Source organism: sulfur-oxidizing endosymbiont of Gigantopelta aegis (genome assembly GCF_016097415.1).
In the GTDB taxonomy this organism is placed as follows: domain Bacteria; phylum Pseudomonadota; class Gammaproteobacteria; order GRL18; family GRL18; genus GRL18.
The window spans coordinates 3,915,949-3,942,557 of sequence record NZ_JAEHGE010000001.1; the positions used below are offsets into that span (position 1 = coordinate 3,915,949).

Here is a 26,609-nt window from a genome sequence, read left to right on the forward strand (position 1 = left end):
ATACAAACACTTATGAATAAACACTTCCTTCCTTTCTTTATTATTTTACTCGCCCTAATATTTAATGTGGCTATACTTAACCGGACACACAACTTAAAATAACTAAAAGATAAAAAGTGTGACCTAAAATGAATGATCAAACAAAAAAACCGAATAAAAGCTATACATCAGAATTTAAAGAATCAGCTGTCAAATTAGCTAATGAGACGGATCAACCCGTTTCTCAGACTGCCAGGGAGCTAGGTGTTAATGTAAATACTCTACATACCTGGATCAGTAAATATTCCAAACCGGTGAAGACGGTAGCCAATAGAAGTGATGAACACATTTATGATGAAGTAAAACGTCTGAAAAAGAATTGGCAAAAGTGATTCAGGAGCGTGATTTATTAAAAAGGCCACAGCGTACTTTGCAAGGGAAACTTTGTGAAGTACGCATGGATAACGATCAGGCTAAAGATTACCCGGTAACGATTCTGTGCCGTTTTATGGATGTTTCCGTAGTTGCTATTATGATTGGGTTAGCTCTCCTAAAACGGATAGAGAGAAAGAAAATGAAGCGCTTACTGAGCAGCTAAAAAACTGTTTGAAGACAGTCGCAAGACTTATGGAACCCGTCGTCTTAAAAGAAAACTGGCTGAAAAAGGCGTTCATATAAGCCGCCGGAGGTGGTCGATTAATGAAAAAGCCGGTTTGTTTTGTAAAACGAAGAGACGCTTTAAAGCGACGACTAATTCCAAGCATAATAAGCGTATATCTCCAAATTTACTGGAAAGAGAGTTTACTGTCTCTCAACCTGATCGCTACTATGTGGGTGATATTACCTATATTGCCACCAAGGAAGGCTGGTTATATTTAGCGGTTGTCATTGACTTATTCTCTAGGCAAATTGTTGGCTGGTCGATGGATGAGCGAATGAAAGCCAAGCTAGTCAATGATGCTTTACTGATGGCCATATGGAAGCGTAAACCAATGGATGGATTGCTTTGGCATACTGACCGAGGTAGCCAATATGCCTCTGATAGTCATAGAAAAATATTGTCGGATCATAACATAATTCAGTCTATGAGCCGCAAAGGAAATTGCTGGGACAATGCTGTATCAGAGAGCTTCTTTCATAGTTTGAAAACTGAATTGACGCACCATTGTCGATTCAAAACCAGAGTAGAAGCAAAGCAGGCAATATTTGAATATATTGAGGTATTTTATAATCGGGAGCGACTTCATTCGGCTAATGATTATTTGTCACCAGTCGATTATGAAATACAGCAGGAAATAGCTTAAATCGATTGATTGAAGAGGGTAAAAGGCGACATAAATGCCGCCCATTACCGTTGACGGCCATCGGCTCCTCAGCCTGTGCCGTGAAGATATTGTAACAGGATCATTACCGTTGTGAAAATACCTTGGGTGAATGGAACGGCTCTATCGTTCCAGAGGGCAAAGCCCTTTCTCTTCATCTGTTTAAAGTTAACATGAGAAACTAAAATGATAGGAAATACAAAATGACAAAAATCACTTGAAACAGCCAAAAAATATTTAGAAAACTGTCCGGAAAAGTGTTGACACATCATGATAAGATATCACAGGAAACCCTGCAATCATTTGGTGTCATACCCATTCCCCTTCCCTATGGTGATGTACTAGCGGGACTGCAAACCGGGCTTATCGATACGGTTGCCATGTCACCCATTGGGGCAATTGCTCTGCAATGGTATACCCAAATTAAATACATTACTGACATGCCCTTGCTCTATTCATTGGGGATTTTAGCGCTTAATAAAAAGCCTTTAATAAAATGTCTTCTGCTGATCAAAAATTGTTAGACAAGTGATGCAACAGGCTTTTGATAAAATAGAAGTGACCAACCGAAAAATAATGTTGATGCCTTAGCGGTCTTAAAACAATCTGGAATCAAGTTTATCAAACCTACAGAGGCAGAATACCAACAATGGCAACAACTATCAGACAAAGCCAATGAACAATTAGTCTCATCTGGCATACTCGATGCGCAGCTCGTTAAAAAAGTAGAACAGCTTTTATATGAGTTTCGCCATTAAATATATCGGCATTAGTAATAATTGATTTAAGAGTCAAGGGCTAATGGCTAAAGGGCAGGATTATCAATGAAATTTTCTCCTCCGGTATTTATTAGTATTTTACATAAAAACAGCTTACGCCTTGAAAGTATATTCTTGGTTTCGTTGTTTTTGTGATCCTGATAATTGCTGTGACACAAATGTTTTTACGAAATTTCTTTGATTTTGGTCTTTTATGGGCCGATACTTTTTGCGTATCTCGGTCTTGTGGCTGGGATTATTAGGTGCAGTTTTTGCCAGTCGAAATAATAATGATGTGTCAACACTTTTCCGGACAGTTTTCTAAATATTTTTTGGCTGTTTCAAGTGATTTTGTCATTTTGTATTTCCTATCATTTTAGTTTCTCATGTTAACTTTAAACAGATGAAGAGAAAGGGCTTTGCCCTCTGGAACGATAGAGCCGTTCCATTCACCCAAGGTATTTTCACAACGGTAATGATCCTGTTACAATATCTTCACGGCACAGGCTGAGGAGCCGATGGCCGTCAACGGTAATGGGCGGCATTTATGTCGCCTTTACCCTCTTCAATCAATCGATTTAAGCTATTTCCTGCTGTATTTCATAATCGACTGGTGACAAATAATCATTAGCCGAATGAAGTCGCTCCCGATTATAAAATACCTCAATATATTCAAATATTGCCTGCTTTGCTTTACTCTGGTTTTGAATCGACAATGGTGCGTCAATTCAGTTTTCAAACTATGAAAGAAGCTCTCTGATACAGCATTGTCCCAGCAATTTCCTTTGCGGCTCATAGACTGAATTATGTTATGATCCGACAATATTTTTCTATGACTATCAGAGGCATATTGGCTACCTCGGTCAGTATGCCAAAGCAATCCATCCATTGGTTTACGCTTCCATATGGCCATCAGTAAAGCATCATTGACTAGCTTGGCTTTCATTCGCTCATCCATCGACCAGCCAACAATTTGCCTAGAGAATAAGTCAATGACAACCGCTAAATATAACCAGCCTTCCTTGGTGGCAATATAGGTAATATCACCCACATAGTAGCGATCAGGTTGAGAGACAGTAAACTCTCTTTCCAGTAAATTTGGAGATATACGCTTATTATGCTTGGAATTAGTCGTCGCTTTAAAGCGTCTCTTCGTTTACAAAACAAACCGGCTTTTCATTAATCGACCAATTCTCCGGCGGCTTATATGAACGCCTTTTCAGCCAGTTTTCTTTAAGACGACGGGTTCCATAAGTCTTGCGACTGTCTTCAAACAGTTTTTTAGCTGCTCAGTAAGCGCTTCATTTTCTTTCTCTCTATCCGTTTTAGGAGAGCTAACCCAATCATAATAGCAACTACGGGAAACATCCATAAACGGCACAGAATCGTTACCGGGTAATCTTTAGCCTGATCAGTTATCCATGCGTACTTCACAAAGTTTCCCTTGCAAAGTACGCTGTGGCCTTTTAATAAATCACGCTCCTGAATCACTTTGCCAATTCTTTTTCAGACGTTTTACTTCATCATAAATGTGTTCATCACTTCTATTGGCTACCGTCTTCACCGGTTTGGAATATTTACTGATCCAGGTATGTAGAGTATTTACATTAACACCTAGCTCCTGGCAGTCTGAGAAACAGGTTGATCCGTCTCATTAGCTAATTTGACAGCTGATTCTTTAAATTCTGATGTATAGCTTTTATTCGGTTTTTTTGTTTGATCATTCATTTTAGGTCACACTTTTTATCTTTTAGTTATTTTAAGTTGTGTGTCCGGTTAAGTATAGCCACATTAATTGTTAGTTGGTATGGCTTACAATTAGTATTAATAGAGATAGAAGATGCGGGTATTGCTTTTGCCACCATTCCTACCTGGCTCACGGTCATTATTATTCCATTAAGTTTTTTTATTATTTTTATCCGTTATCTGAGCATGGCATTGTTATTATTTATTGGCTACGAAGTTGATGATAATGCAATACAATAACATAACGACAAAAAGATCATTTGCTTTGCTCATTGGTTTTATACAATGATATTTCTTATTGTTCTTAGCCTCTTAGTGCTCGCCTGGTTTGGTGCCCCCCTATTCACCCTGATCTTATCCGTGGCAATCATTGGCTTTAGCGTTCAGGATGTCGATCTCACTGTTATTCCCATAGAATTTTATCGCATCACTAATACCCCGCTATTACTGGCACTGCCTTTGTTTACTTTTAGTGGCTATTTAATGGGTGAAAGTAACACCTCACATCGTATTGTGCGTTTATCCAGTGCAATCTTCGGCTGGTTACCTTCAAATTTAGTATTAATCACTCTTGTTACCAGCGCCTTATTTACCGCATTTACGGGCGCTACGGGCGTTACGATTGTTGCTCTGGGTGCTTTGCTTTACCCCGCATTAAAACAATCGGGTTATAGTGAACAATTTTCTTTAGGTTTAATTACAACATCCGGTAGCTTAGGGCTTCTACTTGCCCCCTCCCTGCCTTTAATCCTTTATGTTGTCATCGTTCAACAACTTGATTTAGACCAAAGCATCAGTATTAAGCAAGTCTTTCTCGCAGGTATATTGCCAACATTGCTGATGATATTTAGCTTGTTTCTATGGAGCATCTGGGTCACACGAAAAACTCCCATAAAACGATCAAAAGTCAGTTTTAAAGAATTAACCGCAGCATTAAATGAGTCCAAATGGGAACTTCCAATGCCGTTCTTTATCCTTGGGGGTATTTTCTCTGGTGTATTTGCTGTGTCAGAGGCAGCGGCAATCACAGCCTTATACATTATTATTGTTGAAGTCTTCATCTTAAAAGAAGTAAAAATTAGCCAATTACCCACAATCATCCAGCAATCGATGACCATGATAGGCAGTATTATACTTATTCTTGCCTGTGCGTTGGCGATGACTAATTATTTAATTGATGCAGAGATTCCGGTATTGTTATTTGAGTGGATCAATCAACATATTAGCAGCCCAATTACCTTTCTCTTATTATTAAATGTATTTTTATTAGTCTTAGGGGCTATTCTTGACATCTTTTCAGCCATTGTCATTATGTCGCCCATTATTGTACCTGTGGCGATTAATTTTGGTATTCATCCAGTGCATCTAGGGATGATTTTTCTGGCTAATATGCAATTAGGCTATTTAACACCACCGGTTGGGATGAATTTATTTATCGCAAGTTATCGCTTTAAGAAGCCTATTTTCGATATTTATCGCTCAACTATTGTTATGATGTTGATACTTTTGCTTTGTGTGCTTATTATTACCTATGTACCTGCCTTAAGTTTATTTTTTATAGAATAATTAAATAACAACCAACACAAAAATAACAATAACAATAACAATAACAATAACAATAACAATAACAATAACAATAACTCTTACACCAACAAGGCTCTAAATTTTATGAAAGTGTTGATAGTGGAACGCTCAAGGCTACAACAAACCGTATTATCACGCATTTTTTCTGGCGAAGGTGTCATCGTGTCAGTGGTCCATGATTATCATCATGCCTTACAGCGTCTTGCAGACGAAAAAATCGATATTGTCTGTACTGCCTATCAACTTGAAGCTGACAAAAGTGGTGTCGATTTAGCCACTGAAATCCGTAAAATAAAAAAATACCGCGACATACCAATAATGTTAATGGCTTCTAATATTAAACATTTATCAACACTTGATGCCTATAATGCGGGTGTGACAGAAATTTTTGATCGGTCAAACTTTGAAGAATTATCCAACAATATTCAGTCCTTATTAAATCGCCGCGTCTGTTCAATCAATGCACACATATTGTACATCGAAGACAGTAAAACTGCCGCCATACTGACGATGCGTGACTTAGAAGCTTGTAACATGACCTTTGATCACTATATTAGCGCTGATGAGGCAATTATTGCCTATAAAAACAATCAGGACATTTACGATATGGTTATCACTGATGTCGTGGTAGAGGGTAAATTGGATGGCCTGGGCTTTGTAAGAGAGTTAAGAAAAATAACGCCTGAAAATTATAAAATGCCGGTACTTGCCGTTTCAGGTCTTGATGATGTGTCACGACGAGTCGAATTATTACGCTCAGGGGCTAATGATTATATAGTCAAACCCTATGTTAAAGACGAGTTATTAGTCCGTGTAAAGAACCTGATAACCACCAAAAATTTATTTGATCAGGTTGAGATACAGCAAGATTTACTCTATAAACAAGCAATGCAAGATCACCTGACGGGTTTATATAATCGTCATGCAATGGAAACCTTACTCCCTAAGTTTTGTAGTTCTGCAATTCGTCACCAAAAACCCATTGGCATTCTATTTTTCGATATTGATCATTTCAAACAAGTTAATGATACTCATGGCCATCTTGTTGGGGATAATGTACTCATTCAAATGGGTAAATTGATTTTATCTAATTTTAGATCTGAAGATTTCAGCGCACGTTATGGTGGTGAGGAATTTATTGTTATTTTATACGATACGGATTATGAACAAACTTTGACCATCGCAGAAAAATTCAGAAAGAATATAGAGTTCCATGATTTCTCAGACATTAAAATCACCATCAGTATTGGTGCGATCAACACGTTTTTAAATGAAAACTCGGATATTAATGAACTGTTTAAGGTGGCTGATAAAATTCTATATGAAGCAAAAGAATCAGGCAGAAACAAAGTGTGTTCGTTTGATTTAACGAATAGGGCAAACTAAAGCATATTACATTCCAAGAGAATATTTTTTAGTGCCTCTAAAGGTTTGTTGCTTTGCGTGATTGGACGACCAATAACAAGATAATCCGAACCTGCCAATAAGGCCTGTGAAGGTGTCATAACACGTTGTTGATCGCCTATATTAGAACCTGCTGGTCTAACCCCAGGCGTTACTAGACAAAAGTCAGAACCAATCTGCTGTTTTAATTCAGTTACTTCTAAGGGTGAACAAACTACACCATCCAGCCCAGACTCATTTGCCAGCTTTGCCAAACGCAAAACCTGTTCTGCAGGCTCTATATCCAAGCCCACTTCTGCGATATCCTGACGATTAAGACTGGTCAAAATCGTGACCCCAATCAACAATGGCTGGTGCTCACTTTTTTCAATGGCTTCACGGGCATATTGCATCATTTTACGACCACCGGAGGCGTGAATATTGACCATCCACACGCCCATATCAGCAGCAGCTTGGCAGGCAGCTGCAACGGTATTTGGGATATCATGAAATTTGAGATCTAAAAAAACATCAAAGCCTTTATCAATTAACTTTTTAACTAATGCAGGGCCACAACGCACAAATAATTCTTTGCCCACTTTTAAACGACACAATTGGGGTTCAAGTTGATCCACTAAGGCCATTGTACTTGCTTCATCTTTAAAATCTAAAGCAATGATAATTTTTGGATCATGAATAGAAATCATAGTTTTTCCTAAATAATATAATAGCCAAAAGAGTCTATTCGCCTTCTATACCCTGGATGGGTTTTATAGAACTCCAGGACTTACAACTGGGGCAATTCCAGTACATCGACTTGACATGAAAACCACATTGCGTGCATTGATAGACAGGTTTGTTTTCTTGTAGTTTATTGGTGATTTCCTGCAAAATTAACAAATTGTCATGCGCTGTTCCTTTGGTGAAATCAAGGCTCATATCAATCAATGAACTTAAACCACGCAAAGAGGGTTTTTTTCTTAAAGATTCAACAATGAATAATGCAGCGGTCTTATCATCAACACGACTTTGAATTTGCTCAGCATAAAGTAAAATTGAGGTAATACCACCGTATTTATTGAGCACATATTCTAAATAGGTTTTAACCTCTTTATTATTACCCAATTCCTTATAACAGTGAATTAGAGGCTCTAATACTTCTGAAATCAGTAAAGGATCTTGTTGCTCAACTCTACGATAGGCACGTGTGGCGGCCTTACAATTGCCCAGTTTATGGTGTATTTCACCTTCTAGTATACTGGCACGTACGGACTGTTTATCTGTACCCAGTGCTTTTTTCACCAGCTTTAGTGCTTCTTTACTATTACCCGATTGATAATTCGCTAGGGCAAGCTCACAATAAAAGTGAGCAACTTGTAATGAATAGGATTTATTGATAGCAGATTCGAGTTTTTTGGCCGTAATAATAGCCTCACTCCAGTCATGTTCCTGTTCATAGATTGACAATAGATATTTTAACGCAGAAGGCACATGGGATTGTTTTTGTAATAATGCCTGAAATAGATTTTCAGCTCTGTCTAATAAACCTGCGTGCATAAAATCACGGGCTAATTCATAGAGTGCATCATTTCTTTTCGCTAAGCTTAAAGAAGGTTTGGCTATTACATTTTGGTGGATTTTTATCGCTTGTTCGACTTCACCTCTTTGCCGGTAAAGATTACCCAGAGAGATGTGTGTATCAACTGTTTCTTCACCCACTTCTAACATACCAACAAAAACATCGATGGCTTTATCGGTTTGTTCATTTAAAAGGTAGTTTAAGCCTTTAAAGTAATCAGAGCTGAGTAAGTAACTTGAAGCAGAGTCATTGCTGTCATTTTTTTTTCGTCCTAGGAAATAACCCAGCATGAAAGCAAGAATAACGAAGGGCAAAACAATAATTAAAGGTGTATTTTCCATCATATAACCTGAACAAGACTTAATCTTATCAAATGTGTTTTTCAGGCGCTTGTAATACGGTTACGGATTTTTCATCAACTTTCTTCAATTGACGTTGTGCACGGCGAACCTGATGTCTTAAACTAAAAATAACCATACTATTAATAATTGTCGCTAACAAAGCCCCTATCATAATAGCACCCACCAATAAGATTGATAGTGGTTGAGTCATACTGCCATAATAAAAATTAAATTGTACTGGTTCGGCGTTAACAATCGCAATTGCCACACCAAAAGCCATAAAGATAAGTAAAACTAATATGCTAAACAATCGCTTCATGTATTATATCCAATTCATGTCAGAGATAAGAGTCAAAATTGTTCTGTTTAAATCTATAATTTAGTCAGTTGACGGGTTTTCACCGATGTTCAGAAGTATAGTAAAAATAGAGGAAATTATCTTCTTTTTTTACTCATTGATGAAAAATAATAGACAAGGGAGAGTTTCTTAAGCACTGAGTTGGTATTAAATTGTCAATGAAGATATTGACTGATAATTTAATACCAACTAAGCTAAGCTTGATTTTAAATAGCATCGATATAGATGGTTAATCTGTTTTTAAGTATTTCGTTTTACAAATAGGTTGCTTTATAACAAATCACTCTATAACAAATCATTGTTTCGTGTTTTATTAACACGTTCACGTAATTCTTTACCTGGCTTAAAGTGTGGAACATATTTTGAAGCAAGAGTCACAGCATCGCCGGTTTTTGGATTACGCCCCGTTCTTGGTGGACGGTAGTGTAATGAAAAACTGCCAAAACCACGTATTTCTATTCGCTCACCTGTGGCAAGAGTTTGAGCCATGAGGTCTAGCATTGATTTCACCGCTAATTCAACATCTTTATAGGCTAATTGAGATTGTTTTTGAGCTAGCGCTTCAATCAACTCAGATTTTGTCATTGTTTATATTATCCTTAGGTCGATTGGTATAAGTGCGTCTATGATATTTGGGAAATCATAGTTACATCTTAATCCACAATATAATTTAATGCCCACCGTAAATTCCGCTTTTAACTTCCCCCTTCTTTAGAAGGGGAAAGCTCGAACGGATGGACAAAAATTAATTATCTGTATAATTTTATATTGATGAAAATCTTATTATCTATTTTTTGTTTGAGCCATTTTAAACAGGCTCATGACCTCCTGAAAAACCTCATCAATTGTTAATTCAGAAGTATCAATAATATGTGCATCTGCTGCTGCCACCAGAGGCGACGCACTACGGTTCATATCCCGCTCATCACGCTCTTGAATTTCCCTAATCAAGTCGGCGAGTTTAACATTATTTCCTTTCTCTATCAACTGCTTATAACGCCTTTTTGCTCGTTCATCTGCCGATGCCGTTAAAAAAACTTTGACCATTGCATCGGGAAAGATGCTCGTTCCCATGTCGCGACCATCGGCTATCAGACCAGGAGCTTGCAAAAATGCTTTTTGACGCTTAAACAATGCCTCTCTTACTTCAGGAATGGCAGCCACTTTAGAGGCATTATTGCCCGCCACTTCAGTTCTTATTTTTGCTTCGACTTCTTGACCATCGAGTAAAATACCACCCTCAGGTAAAAATTTAACGGCTAAATTTTCAGCAAGCTGTGCAACAGCATTGGTCTGATCAAAAGTAATCTCATTTAACAGACAAGCGAGTCCCGTTAAACGATAAAGCGCCCCACTGTCCAGATAATTCCAATTGAGTTCAGCTGCCACTAATGCTGAAATAGTTCCCTTTCCAACACCACCCGGGCCATCAATGGTAATTATAGGAATGTTATACTCTTTATTTTGCAGTTCAGTCATTAAGAACTCGCCTTATCATCACTGCTGTCTGAAGATGAACTGACGTTTAAACCCGTTTTTTGTGCCAAAGCAATAAAATCAGGAAAAGAGGTATTCACATTGGCACAGTCCTTAATAGTAATTGTGCCTTGAGCCGCTAAGGCCGCCATAGCAAATGACATGGCAATACGATGATCACCTAAACTATCAACCGTGCCGGAAGACATTGTGCCACCATTGATAATCATGCCATCATCCGTGCCTTGACAATCAATGCCTAAAATTTGCAAGCCATCAACCATCGCTTGAATGCGATCACTTTCTTTAACACGCAATTCTTCTGCCCCGGTCAAAATGGTTTGACCATCAGCACAGGCCGCCGCAATTGCAATGGCGGGAAATTCATCAATGGCAAGTGGCACTTGATCTTCGGGAATGTGAATGCCTTTAAGTCGGGCATAGCGAACACAAATATCAGCAACCGGTTCCCCACCCACTTCCTGCTCATTACTCAGTGTGATATCAGCACCCATTGCTTTGAGAATATTGATGACACCAATGCGCGTCGGGTTTATGCCCACATGTTGCAAGGTAATATCCGAGCCTTTAGCGATACTTGCTCCGACTATAAAAAAGGCTGTAGAAGAGATATCTGAAGGCACGTCTATATCGCAAGCTATGAGTTTACCGCCCCCCTGCAAACATATTTTACGCCGTTGCTCATCAATATTTTGTACCTCAAGCGTATAACCAAAACCTTGTAACATACGTTCAGTATGATCACGAGTGGGGGCTGGTTCTGTCACACAGGTCTCACCCTGCGCATATAGTCCGGCTAATAACACACAGGACTTAACCTGTGCACTTGCCATAGGCAAGGTATAGTCAATACCGTTCAGTTGGGTGTTATTATCTGACTTGATTGTCAGTGGTGCAGTGCCATTGGTATTGGGTTCTATATTGGCGCCCATTTGAATAACGGGATCGGTTACACGTTTCATGGGTCGGGTTGATAGTGATTCATCACCAGCCAAGGTCAGGTCAAAGCCCTGAGCAGCTAACAAGCCTGTCAGCAAACGCATGGAAGTACCGGAGTTACCTAAGTCTAAAGGTGCTGCAGGTGCTTTAAGTCCATGCATTCCTACCCCTTCGATGACCACATTACCGAATTTATCAGGCCCGGTAATATTCACCCCCATTGCACGAAAAGCTTTTAGGGTTGCCAGAGAATCTTCACCCTGTAAAAAACCAGAGATTTTCATGGTGCCTTCACTAAGCGAACCAAGCATTATAGAGCGATGTGAAATGGATTTATCGCCGGGAACACGAACCTGTCCGGTTAAACAACCGCCTGCTTGTGCGGTATAGGTAATACGTTGTTCTACTGACATAAGAATCCTAATGTATTTTTAATCTTATGCCTTAGCATAAGCTGCTTAATAATTGAGCTATAGTTTACGAAAAAAATAACTTAGTGCAAGTTTATAAGCGTATTTAAACTGAGTTCTGGATAATAATTAACACTATTGTTTAGTATGCGCTATTGTGATGCGCTTCGTTCCTCAGCAGCATCCTACTACCCTACAACAAACAACATTAAGTTATGACTTTAAGCCATTGTTTTTGAAGTTTTTCATTGACGCTGGCAATCACTTTTTTAGGTTTTAAGGATTCTTCAAAAATAGTATTTGATTGTTCCTCTTCACCAAAAGAGCAAGCAACACAATCAGCTTCTTCAGCAATTAATAAACCCGCCGCATAATCCCATAACATCTGTTTACCATGCACATAAATATGTCCTCTACCCATAGCCAACCAACACCAGTCTAGTGCAATAGAACCGAAACTGCGTTGTGAACGATAGGGAGGACGAGTGATAATTTGGCATGACAGTGTAGTGCATAGACGTTTAAAATCAACGAGTGCCAGACAATCTTTTAGCTGTTGTGGTTCATTAGAACGACCAATTAATTTGCCGTTCATATAAGCCCCCTGCCCTTTAAGGGCAGTAAAACACTCATCTCTTACCGGGTCATAGATTAAACCTAATTGAGTTTCACCATTTATAATTAACGCCAAAGAAATGGAAAAAAAAGGCAAACCCGCAGCAAAATTACTGGTGCCATCAATGGGATCAAGACACCAATAGCCCGTTTGATTATGTAAGAAAAATGATTCTAAAGCTTCACTGGATAATTCCTCAGCAAAAAATCCATAGTCTGGATACAATTCAAGTAGTTTCTTTTCTATGGCATCTTGCACACTGATGTCAGCTTCGGTGATTAAAGAGCCATCAGCCTTTGTTTGTGCCTTTACCTGCTGGTAAAACGGCATGAGAATCGTCTTAGAAACTTCTTTAACTATGTTTTCTATTGAATTGATTTCTGTCATTTATTCTTGTTTTATTTTTTGATTGGCATCGTTTTAAATTACAAATCATGTTGATAAGTATGATTAAAAAAATAAGCAATATCTGTCATCGATTGATAATGTTCAATGGCGATATTGGCTTTTTTAAAATCTAAAGCATCGGGATAACCACTGGCTTTTTCAGCTTTTATTTTTGCTTCATTGGCCCAGCGGATAACCCAGAGTGAAATTTCAGCAATCAGTGCTTTATCAATATTGCCAATAGCGGTTGATAATATCTGATAAAAGCCATTTCTTGATAATGAGGTATAAATATCTGCCAGCATTTGCACTTGATGAGTACGTAAGGCTTGCTCCAATTGCAGTATTTTTTCATCCATTAAGGATTGACGAGTTATTTCTGAGTGGGATTTAAGTATATTTTGTATCGCTCGATAATTATCAGCACCTTGTGAGTCACTGGAAAAACTACTGACAAAGGCTTCTAAAACGACCAAAGCCTCATGTATATTCGCTGCATTACGAGAACGTTTAATGATTTTTTTGCAAAAGGCATCCAGCTCGACCGGTTCAACTTTGAAAGCCAGTGAGTTATTTTTTGTCATTGTTCGAACCTGAGTTCATAAAGCTATCACGGCTCTGTTTAGCACGAGTAAACACCGCTTTTAACTTTTCACCATCACCTTTTACCAAGGCAGACCGTAATTCCTGCAAATCATGGCTAAAGTGATCTAAGTGTTCTAACAAGGCATCTCTATTGGCTAAACAAATATCCTGCCACATGACGGGATCACTGGATGCAATTCGAGTAAAATCTCGAAATCCCCCTGCGGCATTTTCAAAAATTTCTTGTTTTTCGTCTAAAGTTGTCAGTGTATTAACCAGTGAAAATGCTAATAAATGCGGCAGATGACTGGTGGCGGCTAAGACTAAATCATGGTGCTGCGCAGTCATTGTAACCACTTTTGCCCCGGCTGCCTCCCATAATTCTTGCACACACTCAAGTGCCGAAGCATTACTGTTTTCAAGTGGCGTGAGAATGACTCGGTGATCCTGATATAATTCAGCAAAAGAAGCTTCTACGCCACTGTTTTCGGTGCCGGCAATGGGATGACCGGGAATAAAATTTTCCGGCACTTCAGTAAAGACGGCTTTGGCTGCTGCTATAACACTGGACTTGGTGCTACCAGCATCGGTAATAATTGCATCAGCTTTCATTGCCTCTTTCACTTCAGTAAGAATTTGCTGAAAACTGCAAACAGGGGTGGCGATAAAGATCAAATCGGCCTGTTTAACGGCACTTTGGATATCCAGATAAAAATCATCAATAACACCCAGTGCTAAAGCTTTTTCAAGATTTTGTGTATTTCGACCACAGCCAATAATTTTTTCAATCATACCAGCACTGCGTATAGCACGAGCAAAAGAGCCTCCAATGAGCCCGACACCAATAATTGTTAGCTGCTTAATTTTCATTTGTCTGTGCTTAGCTTACCCAGTACGTTTTGTAAGGCATTAATGACTCGTTTATTTTCATCCATACTGCCCAGTGAAATGCGTAAAAACTCCGGCATTTGATAATTTGCGACTGGACGTGTAATCACACCTTCATAGAGTAGTTTTTCATAAATCTGCGCGCATTCAGTACCAATGTTGACACAAATAAAATTCCCCGCAGAAGGAATATAGTCTAAGCCAAGCTGGGTAAACGACTCAATCAGGTAATTCATTCCCTGCCAATTCAGTGCGGCAGACCGTTCAATATGATTTTGATCTGACAATGCAATAGCAGCCGCTTCCAAGGCAAAGGTATTATTATTAAAGGGTTGTCTCACTCGGTTTAACAGATCTGCAATTACGCTGGATGAAAAAGCATAGCCCACTCTAAAACTGGCCAAGCCATAAGCCTTGGAAAAAGTTCGGCTGATCACCAGGTTCTCAAAATCATATAAGACATTGAGCATGGATTGATACTGTTCGACATAAGGTGAGTCTACAGATGAAGCATATTCTTCATAAGCTTCATCGATGACAACAACAATATTAGCGGGTACTTGTTTAATGAAATTCAATAAATCCTTTGCCGATAAGCAAGTTCCCGTTGGATTGTTAGGGTTGGCAATAAAAATTAAGCGTGTTTTATCTGTAATCGCCTCTAGCATTGCATCAAGGTCATGTCCCCAATTTTTTGCCGGGGTAATAACAGCAGTAGCGCCCACAGCCTGAGTGGCAATTGGGTAAACGGCAAAGGCATATTGAGAAAAAATCACTTCATCATTTTGACCGGCAAAGGTGCGGGCTAATAAATCTAAAATATCATTAGAACCATTGCCGAGGGTTATTTGATTAACAGATAACTGCAATGGCTCTTTAGAACGAGAAGTTGAATTACGCGTTGAATTAAAAGCAGAATAAAATTCCAATAACTTGTTTTTTAGGACAAAACCATTGCCATCAGGGTATCGGGCAAGTTCCTGCGGATGCAGTAACATTTGTTGCAAGTAATCAACGACTTTAGGACTTGGTCCTAAAGGGTTTTCATTGGATGCAACTTTTACGACATTACTGACGCCATACTCTCGTTCTAGTTCTGCGATCGGTTTGCCTGGCACATAGGGCGTTAATTGTGCGACATAATCTACCGCTTTAGGCGAGGCCACTTCGCTGCTCATTATAAAACAGCCTTGGGATAAGAGCCGAGAATTTTTAATAAGCTGGCACGTTCCTTTATTGCAAGTAAGGCATTGGCAACAGCAGGCTCTGAACTGTGACCATCGACATCAATAAAGAATAAATATTGCCATAAGCCACTCTTTGATGGTCTGGACTCAATGCGAGTCATGGATAAACCATTCTCTGCGATTGGCTTTAACAAATTATATAAGGCGCCTGACTCATTAGCAGATGTCACCATAATTGAGGTTTTATCCGCTAACATTGTATCTTCTGTATTCGCACTTGACTCGACTACTTGTTTGCCTAAAATGATAAAGCGCGTGGTATTATCCAGTTCATCTTCTATTTTTTCAGCCAGGACATTGAGCTTATATATTTCTGCAGCCGTTTCACTGGCAATAGCCACTGCACCGACTTCATTAGAGGCTAAACGAGCTGCTTCAGCATTACTATTGACCGGGATACGTTCAATACCGGGTAAACGATTATCAAGCCAATCCCGGCATTGCGCTAAAGACTGTTGATGAGAATAAACTTTAGTGATAGTGCTTAGCATACTAGAATCATCTAAGGTGATAGCATCCTGTTGCCCCATTAAATAATGATGGATTCTTAATGAAACTTCACCACAGATATTTAAGGGCGAGTCAATGAGCATATCCAAAGTATGACTGATAACACCTTCAGTGGAATTTTCCACCGGTACTACGCCATAATGACAAGAATCGGCTTCTACCTCACGAAATACCTCATCAATGCCGGAAAAAGGCATAGTGAGAACTGAATGACCAAAGTGTTTTAAGGCTGCGGCTTGGGTGAAAGTACCCTTAGGACCTAAAAAGGCAATTTTCATCGGTTGTTCAAGTGCTAGACAGGTAGACATGACTTCCCGAAATAAACGTGCCATTTCTTCATCACTAATCGGTCCGGTATTACGATCCATTACTTTACGTAATACTTGAGCCTCACGCTCGGGTCGATAAAAAATGGCGTTTTCACCCTCTTTTAACTCAGCCATTTTGACATCGGCTACTTTTTTGGCACAACGGGCACGTTGATTCAGTAACAACTGGATTTGCTGATCCAGTTTATCTATTTCATCGCGAATGGGTATAAGATCGTCACTCAAGACTCTATTTCCTTAATAAAAATCGTAGGATTGACATTTTATCATAAAATCGATCTGCAATTTATAACAAATGTAATCTGATTAATTTAATGTCCGTACTGCCAACACCCCTTTAATATTTTTTAGGGTGTCAACCACGTCATTATCCACACAATTATTAACATCAACAATTGTATAGGCTAAATCACCCTTGGATTTATTGACCATATCAAGAATATTAAGACCAGCATCGGCTAACAGAGAGGATATTTGCCCGAGCATATTCGGTACATTCGTATTTGCAATGGTGATGCGATAGCAACTTTCAGATTTGGGCATATTGATTTCAGGGAAGTTCACAGAGAGCTTAATATTGCCATTTTCAAGATAATCTCTCATATTTTCAGAGACGATAATGGCGCAATTATCTTCCGCATCCTGTGTGGATGCACCGAGATGAGGTAAGGTCACCACATTAGGCACATCTTTAAGGGTGTTATTGGCAAAATCATTGATATAACCGTATATATCGCCTGATTTAAGCGCTTCAACCATGGCTTCGTCATCAATAATGCCATTTCGAGCAAAATTAAGTATCGTTACACCCTTTTTTAATCGTTTGATTCGTTCAGCATTAAGCATATTACGAGTGACATCAATCAAAGGCACATGAAAAGTGAGAAAATCGACTTCTGGCAACATGGCATCAAAACTAGCAGTCTGCTTAACACTGGATGAAATCATCCAGGCACCTTCCACTGTCAAGCCGGGATCAAGGCCAATAACTTTCATACCCAGATCTTCGGCCACCTTAGCAATCGCACGTCCTATGGCACCTAAACCAACCACGCCAAGAGTTTTACCTGGCAACTCAAAACCACCGAAGTTTTTCTTCCCTGCTTCAATGGCCTTAGAGATTTCTTCATCACTACCTTCCTGACTTTTAGCAAATTCCCAAGCTGGGCCGATATGACGTGCTGACATAAGCATTCCGGCCAACACCAGCTCTTTGACAGCATTGGCATTAGCTCCAGGCGCATTAAAAACAGGAATACCCCTAGCACTCATTTTATCGATAGGAATATTATTAACCCCTGTGCCTGCACGACCAACGGCTTTTAAGCTTGTCGGAATTTCCATATCATGCATTTTGAATGAGCGTAGCAAAATACCATCAGGGTTTTGTATTTCAGAGGCAACCTCATAGTTTTCTCGTGGTAATCGTTCAAGACCTGCCACAGAAATATTATTTAAAGTCAAAATTTTATTCATAATAAATGATCGCATCCTTTAAAAAATCGTGACGTTTATTCATCTTTTTTTAAAGGTTTTGCTGTATCAAAAAAAGATGAACAAACTCTAGAGAAGTGGGGGAAGGTAATTAAATTTTCAATTGAATTATTAACTATTAGCCTGAGCAAATTCATTCATAAATTCAACAAGTGTATCAATACCTTCTTCTGGCATGGCATTATAAATACTGGCACGCATACCACCGACAGAGCGATGACCTTTTAGTGTTGCCAGGCCTTTTTTTGCAGCCTGTTCAAGAAATTCAGCATCGAGTGAAGCATCTTTTAAGGTAAAGGGAATGTTCATCCAAGAACGATAACGTATTTCAACTGGATTGGCATAAAAATCACCCTTATCAATCGCAGCATACAGTTTTTCTGCTTTGGACTTATTAATAGCACTAATGCCTTCTAAACCACCCTTTTCCAATAACCATTCAAATACTAGTCCTGCCAGATACCAGCTATAGGTTGGTGGTGTGTTATACATAGAATCAGTCTCAGCATGTGTCTTATAATTCAACATGGTAGGTGTCATAGCAGATGCATTACCCAATAAGTCTTCACGAATAATAACCAATGTTAAACCGGCAGGGCCAACATTTTTTTGTGCACCAGCATAGATCATGGCAAACTTTGATACATCAATCGGACGCGATAAAATAGTGGATGACAGATCAGCAATAAGAGGTACATTGCCAGTATCAGGAATGTAATCAAATTCGACGCCGCCAATGGTTTCGTTTGGCGTATAGTGAACATAGGCCGCATCGGGATTCAGTGTCCAGCTGGAAAAATCTGGTATCGTTGTAAAGCCTGAATCTTCAGAGCTTGCAACCACATTCACAGTACAATATTTTTTTGCTTCAGCAATCGCTTTTTTAGACCACATACCTGTATTAACATAGTCTGCGCTGGTTTTATCACCTAAAAGATTTAACGGAATGGCAGAAAATTGCTGGCTTGCACCACCTTGAAGGAATAGCACTTTATAATTGTCCGGGATGGACATTAGGGTTCTTAGATTGGCTTCAGCTTTGCTGGCGATAGACATGAAGGCTTTACCACGATGGGATATTTCCATCACGGACATGCCTTCATTATTCCATTCGAGCATTTCTTCACTGGCTTTTTTGATTACGGCTTCGGGGATCATGGCAGGTCCCGCACTAAAATTGAAAACTCTAGACATCTTTTATCCTTTTAGGTTTAAAAATAAAAAAAATGAGGTAACAGATCAAATAAGCAATTTACATTTGTAGGATGTGGTGAGTATAACGAACCGCATCAAAGACGCATATTTAAAACCATTGATGCGGTTCGTTCCTCACCACATCCTACGTCTGAGGTGTAAACTAAGGTTTGAACTGTGCCAAAATGAGTGCGAACAATATAATTATTAGGATCGTAGGTGGGCAAAAAAGCGTGCCCACCCTACAAATCTAGTCGTCTGAGTCTTCAGGCTTGGAAGACTCAGGAGTATCCGAATCAACTGCAGGTGAAGATTCAATCTCTTCACCTTCAACTACCTGACCTTCAAGAGGCTCACCATCAAGTGCTTCATCATCTTCATCAATCACGGTTTCACAAACACGTTCGATTTGTACGAGTTTTTCACCCTTAGTTAAACGAATTAAGCGTACGCCTTGGGTATTTCGACCGACTACTGAGATTTCTGTTGAACGGGTACGAACAATGGTGCCTCCATCAGTGATCAACATGATTTCGCTGCATTCATCTAATAAACAAGCACCAACCATAGCACCATTACGATCGGATGTTTTGATGGCTAATACGCCCATACCACCACGACCTTTAACCGGATACTCGGAAATCTTGGTACGTTTTCCATAACCGTTTTCGGTAGCCGTTAGCACATAACGATCTTCACATTCCGGTGGCACAACAATCAATGATACGATTTTCTGTTCGCCATTGAGCTTAATGCCTCTTACGCCCGTGGCAATACGCCCCATAGAACGAACCAGTGATTCATTAAAGCGTATGGCCTTGCCTTCAGTGCTAAACAACATAATATCTTGCTGACCATCGGTCAATTGCACATCAATTAATTTATCACCTTCGCGCAATTCAATCGCACGAATACCATTAGCCCTAGGGCGAGAATAATCTAATAATGGCGTCTTTTTAACTGTGCCGTTAGCGGTTGACTGTAGTATGAACTGCCCTTCAACAAACTCTTTAATCGGTAAAATAGCATTGACTTTTTCACCTTCTGATAAGGGCAGAAGGTTAATAATGGGGCGACCTCTGGAGCCGCGACTTGCCAAAGGCAATTCATAGACTTTCTTCCAATAGACCTGACCTGCATTGGTAAAGCATAAAATAGTATCATGACTGGAAGCCACAAAGAGCTTATCGATGAAGTCTTCATCTTTCATTGAAGTGGCTGATTTACCACGACCACCACGACGTTGGGCTGCATAATCAGCTAAAGGCTGAGTTTTTACATAACCTTCATGTGACAAGGTAACCACACGTTCTTCTTCTGTGATCATGTCTTCCATGTTGAGATCATCTTCTGATTCGCGGATCTCGGTACGACGTTCATCACCGTATTGTGCTAATACCGCTTCAAGTTCTTCGCGAATAACACCCATTAATACTTCATGACTGCCTAAAATAGTCAGATACCATTTGATTTGCTCAATGATTTCTTTGTATTCGCTAACTATTTTTTCGATTTCTAGACCGGTTAAACGATGTAAGCGTAAGTCTAAAATAGCTTGAGCTTGAACCGGTGATAGATGATAGCCATCATCTGAAAGACCGTATTGTTCCTCCAGACCATCAGGACGTGATTGCTCACCACCACCTGATAATAATTCTTTCACCAGACCGGGTTCCCAAGGACTGGCAATGAGTTTCTCTTTTGCTTCTTGAGGATTAGCTGACTCTTTAATGGCTTTAATTAGCGGGTCAATATTTGCTAAGGCGACGGCCTGGCCTTCAAGAATGTGCGCTCTTTCACGGGCTTTTCTCAGTTGATACACCGTACGACGGTTAACAACTTCACGACGATGGCGGATAAATTGTTCAATGAGTTCTTTGAGATTGAATAATTTAGGCTGACCATCAACTAGAGCAACCATGTTAATGCCGAAAACATTCTGCATAGCCGTGTGTTTATATAAGGTATTCACTAAAACATCAGTGGATTCACCGCGTTTTACTTCAATAACCATACGCATGCCGTCTTTATCGGACTCATCACGCAGTTCTGAAATACCTTCAATTTTCTTTTCTTTAACCAGTTCGGCAATGCGTTCAATCAAACGTGCCTTATTCACCTGATACGGCAGCTCTGTCACCACGATACGCTCGCGGCTATTTGGCATTTCTTCGATTTCTACTCGTGCTCTAACACGAATACGACCACGCCCGGTATGATAGGCTTCGTGTATGCCACGTGAACCATTAATGATACCAGCAGTTGGAAAATCAGGGCCGGGAATGATTTTTATTAAATCAGGGATAGTAATATCTGCATCATCAATAAAGGCTAAACAGGCTGTCACCACTTCGGTCATATTATGCGGTGGAATATTTGTAGCCATGCCCACAGCGATACCAGAAGAACCATTAATCAGCAGGTTGGGTATTTTTGTCGGTAAAACGACGGGTTCGTGTTCTGATTCGTCATAGTTGGCAGTAAAATTGACGGTTTCTTTGTCAATATCAGCGAGTAATTCGTGGGAGATTTTCGCCATCCGCACTTCGGTATAACGCATAGCAGCAGGTGAATCACCATCAACCGAACCAAAGTTACCCTGACCATCGACGAGCATATAGCGCAGAGAAAAATCCTGCGCCATACGAACGATGGTGTCATACACAGCTGTATCACCATGAGGATGATATTTACCGAGGACTTCACCAACAATACGTGCTGATTTTTTATAGGGTTTATTGAAATCCATGCCCGCTTCGTGCATGGCATATATGACTCGTCGGTGAACCGGCTTAAGGCCGTCGCGAACATCTGGGAGGGCTCGTCCTACAATTACGCTCATCGCATAATCCATATAGGACTGCTTCATCTCATCCACAATATTGATATGGAGGAGTTCTTTTGCAAAATCTGACATTGAGTGCTTATCTATCCGTTTTTTATGATTTTTCTCAGCAGACTAGAGTCACGATTTAAACTGTATGATGGATTAAAATTTAACTCAAAATAACAACTAAAACAGGTACTCTAAAAACTGCATTATATTAGCACAAATCAACCGCCTATGGTGCTTAAATTACTAATTAATGATGATATTTTTGACATTTATTAGGCATTTGTCATTAATCGCTGCATTTTATCAAGATTAGGCTTTAATACGACTCCTTTTTCAGTCACTATCGCATCCACTAATTCTGCTGGCGTCACATCAAATGCAGGGTTTCTGGCCTGCGCTCCCCTTGCTGCGACAGTTTTACCACTACAAGTCAAAACTTCCTCTGTCGAGCGCTCTTCAATCGGTATTTCATCACCACAAGTAATATTCATATCAATCGTAGTGGTTGGAGCCACCACCATAAATTTAATGCCATGATAGCGAGCTAAAATTGCCAAGGCATAAGTACCAATTTTGTTTGCTACATCACCATTTGCGGCAATTCTATCTGAACCGACAATAATCCATCGTATGGCTTGTTCAGTTTTATCTTGCTCGGCCTTGTCTTGCTTAAGCTGTGAGGTCTTAATTAAATGTGCGGCAGCACCTTCCACCAATACTGACACAGGGATATCATCATGAACCATTTCCCAGGCGCTAAGACGTGCACCTTGTAACCAAGGACGTGTCTCATCAGCATAAACATGACTAATTTTCTTATGCTTAAAGGCACTTCTAATCACCCCTAAGGCAGTACCATAACCTCCCGTTGCCAAAGCACCTGCATTACAATGCGTCAGCACAGCACAGGGCTCTTCAATTAAACTGGCACCTAGTTCACCCATTTTAACATTGGCATCAATATCATCCTGGTGAATTTTTTTGGCCAGGCTTAATAGGGTAGCGATGGGGTCAGCAACATCGATACTTTTAATGACCTCACGTAGCAAATCAATCGCCCAAAACAAATTAACTGCAGTGGGACGCGATTGTGCCAGAATTTGTAAGTCGGCTTCAATATTTTCCTTCCAGTTGATGGGGTCATCGTTAAATCGTTGTCGAGCGGCGACCACAATGCCATAGGCTGCGGTAATTCCAATGGCGGGTGCACCACGCACAACCATATCAGTAATAGCCTGTGCAATGGCCTGAACATCGTTGAGTCGAATATAGGTAAACTCATCCGGCAATAAGCGTTGGTCGAGTAATTGCAGGCAGTCATCCTGCCATAAAAAAGGTTTTATTGCGTCATAAGCTTGAGTGCTCATAAATATCCCTTATATTTATCGTGTTCTTAGAATAATCCTAAAATAATCAGTGCATAAGGCGCTCGCAGTAGGTTCAACTGATTTTTTTAGGACAATGGAGGCTTTATTTAATTGCTGGTCTATCTTATGATCATTTTCAGATAAGATGTAAGCTACTGGGTATAAAAGTCAATTATAACAAAAAAGAATACTATGAAATCACAATTGGTCGATTCTATAATACATGCTCGTTGGATAATCCCCGTTGAACCTGATGAAACAGTCTATGAGAATCATTCCCTAGTTACGCATCAGGGAAAAATTCTTGATATTTTAACCACCAAGCAATGCAAAAAAAAATATCATAGCCTGACCGAGCATCATCTTAACACCCATGCCCTTATCCCCGGCTTTATCAACACCCATACCCATGCATCAATGAGTCTCATGCGCGGGATGGCTGACGATTTGCCACTGATGGAATGGCTAACCGATCACATTTGGCCTACTGAGGCTCAATGGGTCAATTATCAATTTGTTAAAGAGGGTACTGATTTAGCCATTGCTGAAATGCTTCGTGGCGGTACGACAACCTTTAATGATATGTATTTCTTTCCTGACGCAGTGGCAAAGTCAGCCGATGAAGCAGGTATTCGAGTTTCACTCGGCTTAATTATGATTGATTTCCCCTCTGCTTGGGCAAAGGACAGTGATGATTATCTCCACAAGGGGCTGGAATTACATGAGCAATATCGGCATCACCCTTTAATATCCACCGCCTTTGCACCACATGCGCCCTATACGGTTTCAGATGAACCTTTGCAACAAATTAAAACCTATGCAGAAAAGTTGGATATCCCTATTCATATCCACCTGCATGAAACCCGCGATGAGGTCGAACAAGCGATTACTAATACTGGCATTCGCCCCATCGCAAGACTGGAAAAATTAGGCTTATTATCACCGCTTCTTGTTGCGGTTCATATGACCCAACTTAAAGATGATGAAATTGAATTATTACAGCGCTATGGGGTTAACATTGTGCATTGCCCTGAGTCTAACTTAAAATTGGCCAGTGGATTTTGCCCTATTGGGCGATTATTCCGTGCCAAGATCAATGTGGCTCTAGGGACTGATGGTGCTGCCAGCAATAATGATTTAGATATGCTCAGTGAAATGCGTACCGCTGCCCTACTGGCCAAAGCTGTTGCTGAGGATGCCTCAATTATTCCTGCGCACACGGCATTAAAAATGGCGACTTTAAATGGTGCAAAAGCATTGGGCTTGGATAGTGTTACCGGTTCTTTAAGTAGAGGTAAATCTGCTGATATGTGTGCCATTAATTTGCACACTATTGAAACACTTCCGGTGTTTAGTCCTATTTCTCAGATTGTCTATTCATCCAACAGAGAACAGGTCAGCGGTGTCTGGGTTCAGGGCAAGCATTTATTGAATAATCGACGTTTAACGACGCTTGACGAAGAACAGATTAAGGACCAGGCCATTATTTGGGCAGAAGCAATGCAGGCCAAAAAACCACAGAATAAATAATAGATGTTTCGACTTTTATAGAAAAATTTACGATAATAGTTAACATGTTCTTTTTATATACCGAGAAATCATGACTGCAACGCAAGCACAAAATAGCACAGAATCTGATGCCAAGTCTCATTATAATAATGTCGATCCGCAGGAAGTGGCCAAATTTGAAGCCATGTCTACACGCTGGTGGGATAGAGAGGGTGAATTCAAACCCCTGCACGATCTTAATCCTGCCCGTTTGGATTATATAATTCAACGCGCCAATGGTATCGAAGGTAAATTAGTATTAGATGTCGGCTGCGGTGGCGGTATTTTATCTGAAAGCATGGCGCATGAAGGGGCTAATGTCACAGGCATCGATATGGGTGATGCCAATCTGACCATTGCCAAAATGCATCTTTATGAATCCGGTGAAAAAGTCACCTATAAAAAAATAACAGTAGAACAACTTGCCGAACAACAGGCTGGAAAATATGATGTAGTCACCTGCCTTGAGATGCTTGAACATGTCCCAGATCCGGCGTCAATTATTGCCGCCTGTAATAAACTCGTCAAAACTGAGGGCGATGTCTTTTTCTCCACCGTGAACCGTAATGCCAAATCTTATGCAATGGCCATTATTGGTGCTGAATACATTATGAAGTTATTGCCCAAGGGCACTCACGACTTTAAAAAGTTTATCCGCCCATCAGAGATGGATCGTTGGATACGCGATGCGGGATTAAAGACCCAGCATATTTCCGGCATGGACTATAATCCCATCACTGGTGTTTGCAATCTTAGCTCAAATGTCGATATCAACTATCTTGTTCATGCGCGTAAAGATATTTCTTAGCACCTTTGATTCCTAATTTTAAGAAAAAACCATGATAAAAGCAGTCCTATTTGACTTAGATGGCACCTTTGCCGACACCGCACCTGACTTGGCTGCCGCCTTGAATCAAGTTTTAATCGAAGAAGGCAAGCCACCTTTGAATTATGAAATCATCCGCCCTGTTGTCTCACACGGTGGTATCGCACTTATCAAACTTGGCTTTAACTTTGACGAGCAACATATTGATTTTGAAAGGCTAAAACAACGATTTTTAGCTATTTACGAAGCCAATATCGCTGAGTTAACACGGGTTTTTGATGGCATTACAGCATTATTAGAAATACTCAAAGAAAAAAATATACCGTGGGGAATTGTTACTAATAAGCCTGGCTGGCTCACTGATCCCTTAATGCAACAAATGGGCTATGCACAATCCGCTGCAACCATCGTCAGTGGCGACACGACTGCACAAAGAAAACCCCATCCGGAACCGCTATTTTACGCTTGTAAAGAAATGGCTTGTGAGCCTGATGAGTGTATTTATATAGGGGATGCAGAACGCGATATTATCGCTGGCAATGCTGCAGGAATGCTCACTTTAACAGCCTTATTTGGCTATATTGAGGCAACAGACAAACCGGAAAATTGGGGCGCAGATGCAATGATTTCACACCCTAAAGAAGTTGAAGCGTTTCTTAATCGCTAAAAAGCGTCTTCTACTGCTTTCTTTGAATCATTATACATTTCCTGACTTTTTTTCGACACATCCTTTTGCAGTTCGTTAAACTTTTCACTAAATTCTTTCATACTGCTTTTATCTGCAAATGGGTTGGTCATCAATGGTTGATCCTTGCCTAAATTCACACCAAGCCATAGGCCGATTATGCCACCAATCAATAAACCTAATAATAAATCTTTCATAACA

General features: G+C 39.9%; 23 protein-coding genes and 2 pseudogenes. 8 read left to right on the forward strand and 17 right to left on the reverse strand.

All coding sequences use genetic code 11. From position 1 onward, the window contains the following. The first annotated feature begins 128 nt into the window (after positions 1 to 128). Positions 129 to 1,283, forward strand: a pseudogene (locus JEU79_RS20350) (IS3 family transposase). 275 nt (positions 1,284 to 1,558) lie between these two features. Then, positions 1,559 to 1,825 carry a TRAP transporter substrate-binding protein DctP gene (gene dctP / locus JEU79_RS20355; RefSeq protein ID WP_198265539.1) on the forward strand — a complete coding sequence of 89 codons (267 nt, stop codon included), beginning with the start codon at positions 1,559 to 1,561 and terminating at the stop codon, positions 1,823 to 1,825. A gap of 812 nt (positions 1,826 to 2,637) precedes the next feature. On the opposite strand, the pseudogene JEU79_RS29130 reads toward dctP, so the two are convergent. Then, positions 2,638 to 3,787, reverse strand: a pseudogene (locus JEU79_RS29130) (IS3 family transposase). 36 nt (positions 3,788 to 3,823) lie between these two features. Between JEU79_RS29130 and JEU79_RS20370 the strand changes: the two are divergent. From JEU79_RS20370 to JEU79_RS20380, 3 genes are all read left to right on the forward strand, one after another. Then, complete coding sequence (locus tag JEU79_RS20370; protein WP_198265541.1) at positions 3,824 to 4,045, forward strand: hypothetical protein; 222 nt, start codon at positions 3,824 to 3,826, stop codon at positions 4,043 to 4,045. 45 nt (positions 4,046 to 4,090) lie between these two features. Continuing rightward, positions 4,091 to 5,371 carry a TRAP transporter large permease gene (locus tag JEU79_RS20375; RefSeq protein ID WP_198265542.1) on the forward strand — a complete coding sequence of 427 codons (1,281 nt, stop codon included), beginning with the start codon at positions 4,091 to 4,093 and terminating at the stop codon, positions 5,369 to 5,371. 117 nt (positions 5,372 to 5,488) lie between these two features. Beyond that, positions 5,489 to 6,775: a diguanylate cyclase gene (locus tag JEU79_RS20380; protein WP_198265543.1), complete on the forward strand. Its 1,287-nt coding sequence runs from the start codon at positions 5,489 to 5,491 to the stop codon at positions 6,773 to 6,775. Here the strand turns inward: JEU79_RS20380 and pyrF are convergent. The 15 genes from pyrF to mtnA form a co-directional block, all read right to left on the reverse strand. Continuing rightward, positions 6,772 to 7,479: an orotidine-5'-phosphate decarboxylase gene (gene pyrF / locus JEU79_RS20385; protein ID WP_198265544.1), complete on the reverse strand. Its 708-nt coding sequence runs from the start codon at positions 7,477 to 7,479 to the stop codon at positions 6,772 to 6,774. The two genes, JEU79_RS20380 and pyrF, sit on opposite strands and share 4 nt — an antisense overlap. A gap of 34 nt (positions 7,480 to 7,513) precedes the next feature. Further along, entirely contained in the window at positions 7,514 to 8,692 is a 1,179-nt protein-coding gene (gene lapB, locus JEU79_RS20390; protein ID WP_198265545.1) for a lipopolysaccharide assembly protein LapB, read from the reverse strand. Between the two features lie 28 nt (positions 8,693 to 8,720). After that, positions 8,721 to 9,011, reverse strand: coding sequence for a LapA family protein (locus tag JEU79_RS20395; protein WP_198265546.1), 291 nt, complete (start codon positions 9,009 to 9,011; stop codon positions 8,721 to 8,723). A gap of 324 nt (positions 9,012 to 9,335) precedes the next feature. After that, positions 9,336 to 9,635, reverse strand: coding sequence for an integration host factor subunit beta (locus JEU79_RS20400; RefSeq protein ID WP_198265547.1), 300 nt, complete (start codon positions 9,633 to 9,635; stop codon positions 9,336 to 9,338). A gap of 198 nt (positions 9,636 to 9,833) precedes the next feature. After that, positions 9,834 to 10,529: a (d)CMP kinase gene (gene cmk / locus JEU79_RS20405; RefSeq protein WP_198265548.1), complete on the reverse strand. Its 696-nt coding sequence runs from the start codon at positions 10,527 to 10,529 to the stop codon at positions 9,834 to 9,836. After that, positions 10,529 to 11,899 carry a 3-phosphoshikimate 1-carboxyvinyltransferase gene (gene aroA / locus JEU79_RS20410; RefSeq protein WP_198265549.1) on the reverse strand — a complete coding sequence of 457 codons (1,371 nt, stop codon included), beginning with the start codon at positions 11,897 to 11,899 and terminating at the stop codon, positions 10,529 to 10,531. The genes cmk and aroA overlap by 1 nt, the downstream gene beginning before the upstream one ends. A gap of 205 nt (positions 11,900 to 12,104) precedes the next feature. After that, on the reverse strand, positions 12,105 to 12,899 hold the full coding sequence (locus tag JEU79_RS20415) for an inositol monophosphatase family protein (protein ID WP_281400998.1): 795 nt from the start codon (positions 12,897 to 12,899) through the stop codon (positions 12,105 to 12,107). A gap of 38 nt (positions 12,900 to 12,937) precedes the next feature. Further along, complete coding sequence (locus JEU79_RS20420) at positions 12,938 to 13,483, reverse strand: hypothetical protein (protein ID WP_198265551.1); 546 nt, start codon at positions 13,481 to 13,483, stop codon at positions 12,938 to 12,940. After that, positions 13,470 to 14,354: a prephenate dehydrogenase gene (locus JEU79_RS20425; RefSeq protein ID WP_198265552.1), complete on the reverse strand. Its 885-nt coding sequence runs from the start codon at positions 14,352 to 14,354 to the stop codon at positions 13,470 to 13,472. The genes JEU79_RS20420 and JEU79_RS20425 overlap by 14 nt, the downstream gene beginning before the upstream one ends. After that, complete coding sequence (hisC, locus tag JEU79_RS20430) at positions 14,351 to 15,550, reverse strand: histidinol-phosphate transaminase (RefSeq protein ID WP_198265553.1); 1,200 nt, start codon at positions 15,548 to 15,550, stop codon at positions 14,351 to 14,353. Before hisC ends, JEU79_RS20425 begins: the two co-directional genes overlap by 4 nt. Further along, a complete protein-coding gene (gene pheA, locus JEU79_RS20435) occupies positions 15,550 to 16,683 on the reverse strand; it encodes a prephenate dehydratase (protein ID WP_198265554.1) in 1,134 nt (377 codons plus the stop codon). Before pheA ends, hisC begins: the two co-directional genes overlap by 1 nt. Positions 16,684 to 16,764: 81 nt before the next feature. Next, entirely contained in the window at positions 16,765 to 17,934 is a 1,170-nt protein-coding gene (locus JEU79_RS20440) for a phosphoglycerate dehydrogenase (RefSeq protein WP_198265555.1), read from the reverse strand. 129 nt (positions 17,935 to 18,063) lie between these two features. Then, on the reverse strand, positions 18,064 to 19,146 hold the full coding sequence (serC, locus tag JEU79_RS20445) for a 3-phosphoserine/phosphohydroxythreonine transaminase (protein ID WP_198265556.1): 1,083 nt from the start codon (positions 19,144 to 19,146) through the stop codon (positions 18,064 to 18,066). Positions 19,147 to 19,396: 250 nt separating this feature from the next. Then, the gene (gene gyrA, locus JEU79_RS20450; protein ID WP_198265557.1) at positions 19,397 to 22,063 is read right to left on the reverse strand and encodes a DNA gyrase subunit A; all 2,667 of its coding nucleotides are present in this window, start codon (positions 22,061 to 22,063) and stop codon (positions 19,397 to 19,399) included. Positions 22,064 to 22,254: 191 nt separating this feature from the next. Beyond that, positions 22,255 to 23,349 carry an S-methyl-5-thioribose-1-phosphate isomerase gene (gene mtnA, locus JEU79_RS20455; RefSeq protein ID WP_198265558.1) on the reverse strand — a complete coding sequence of 365 codons (1,095 nt, stop codon included), beginning with the start codon at positions 23,347 to 23,349 and terminating at the stop codon, positions 22,255 to 22,257. Positions 23,350 to 23,541: 192 nt separating this feature from the next. Between mtnA and JEU79_RS20460 the strand changes: the two genes are divergently transcribed. From JEU79_RS20460 to gph, 3 genes are all read left to right on the forward strand, one after another. After that, positions 23,542 to 24,879, forward strand: coding sequence for a TRZ/ATZ family hydrolase (locus JEU79_RS20460; RefSeq protein WP_198265559.1), 1,338 nt, complete (start codon positions 23,542 to 23,544; stop codon positions 24,877 to 24,879). 70 nt (positions 24,880 to 24,949) lie between these two features. Further along, positions 24,950 to 25,705 carry a bifunctional 2-polyprenyl-6-hydroxyphenol methylase/3-demethylubiquinol 3-O-methyltransferase UbiG gene (gene ubiG / locus JEU79_RS20465; protein WP_198265560.1) on the forward strand — a complete coding sequence of 252 codons (756 nt, stop codon included), beginning with the start codon at positions 24,950 to 24,952 and terminating at the stop codon, positions 25,703 to 25,705. A gap of 31 nt (positions 25,706 to 25,736) precedes the next feature. Next, positions 25,737 to 26,390: a phosphoglycolate phosphatase gene (gph, locus tag JEU79_RS20470; RefSeq protein WP_198265561.1), complete on the forward strand. Its 654-nt coding sequence runs from the start codon at positions 25,737 to 25,739 to the stop codon at positions 26,388 to 26,390. On the opposite strand, the gene JEU79_RS20475 is transcribed toward gph, so the two are convergent. Then, positions 26,387 to 26,605 carry a hypothetical protein gene (locus JEU79_RS20475; RefSeq protein ID WP_198265562.1) on the reverse strand — a complete coding sequence of 73 codons (219 nt, stop codon included), beginning with the start codon at positions 26,603 to 26,605 and terminating at the stop codon, positions 26,387 to 26,389. The genes gph and JEU79_RS20475 overlap by 4 nt on opposite strands. Positions 26,606 to 26,609 lie beyond the last annotated feature (4 nt).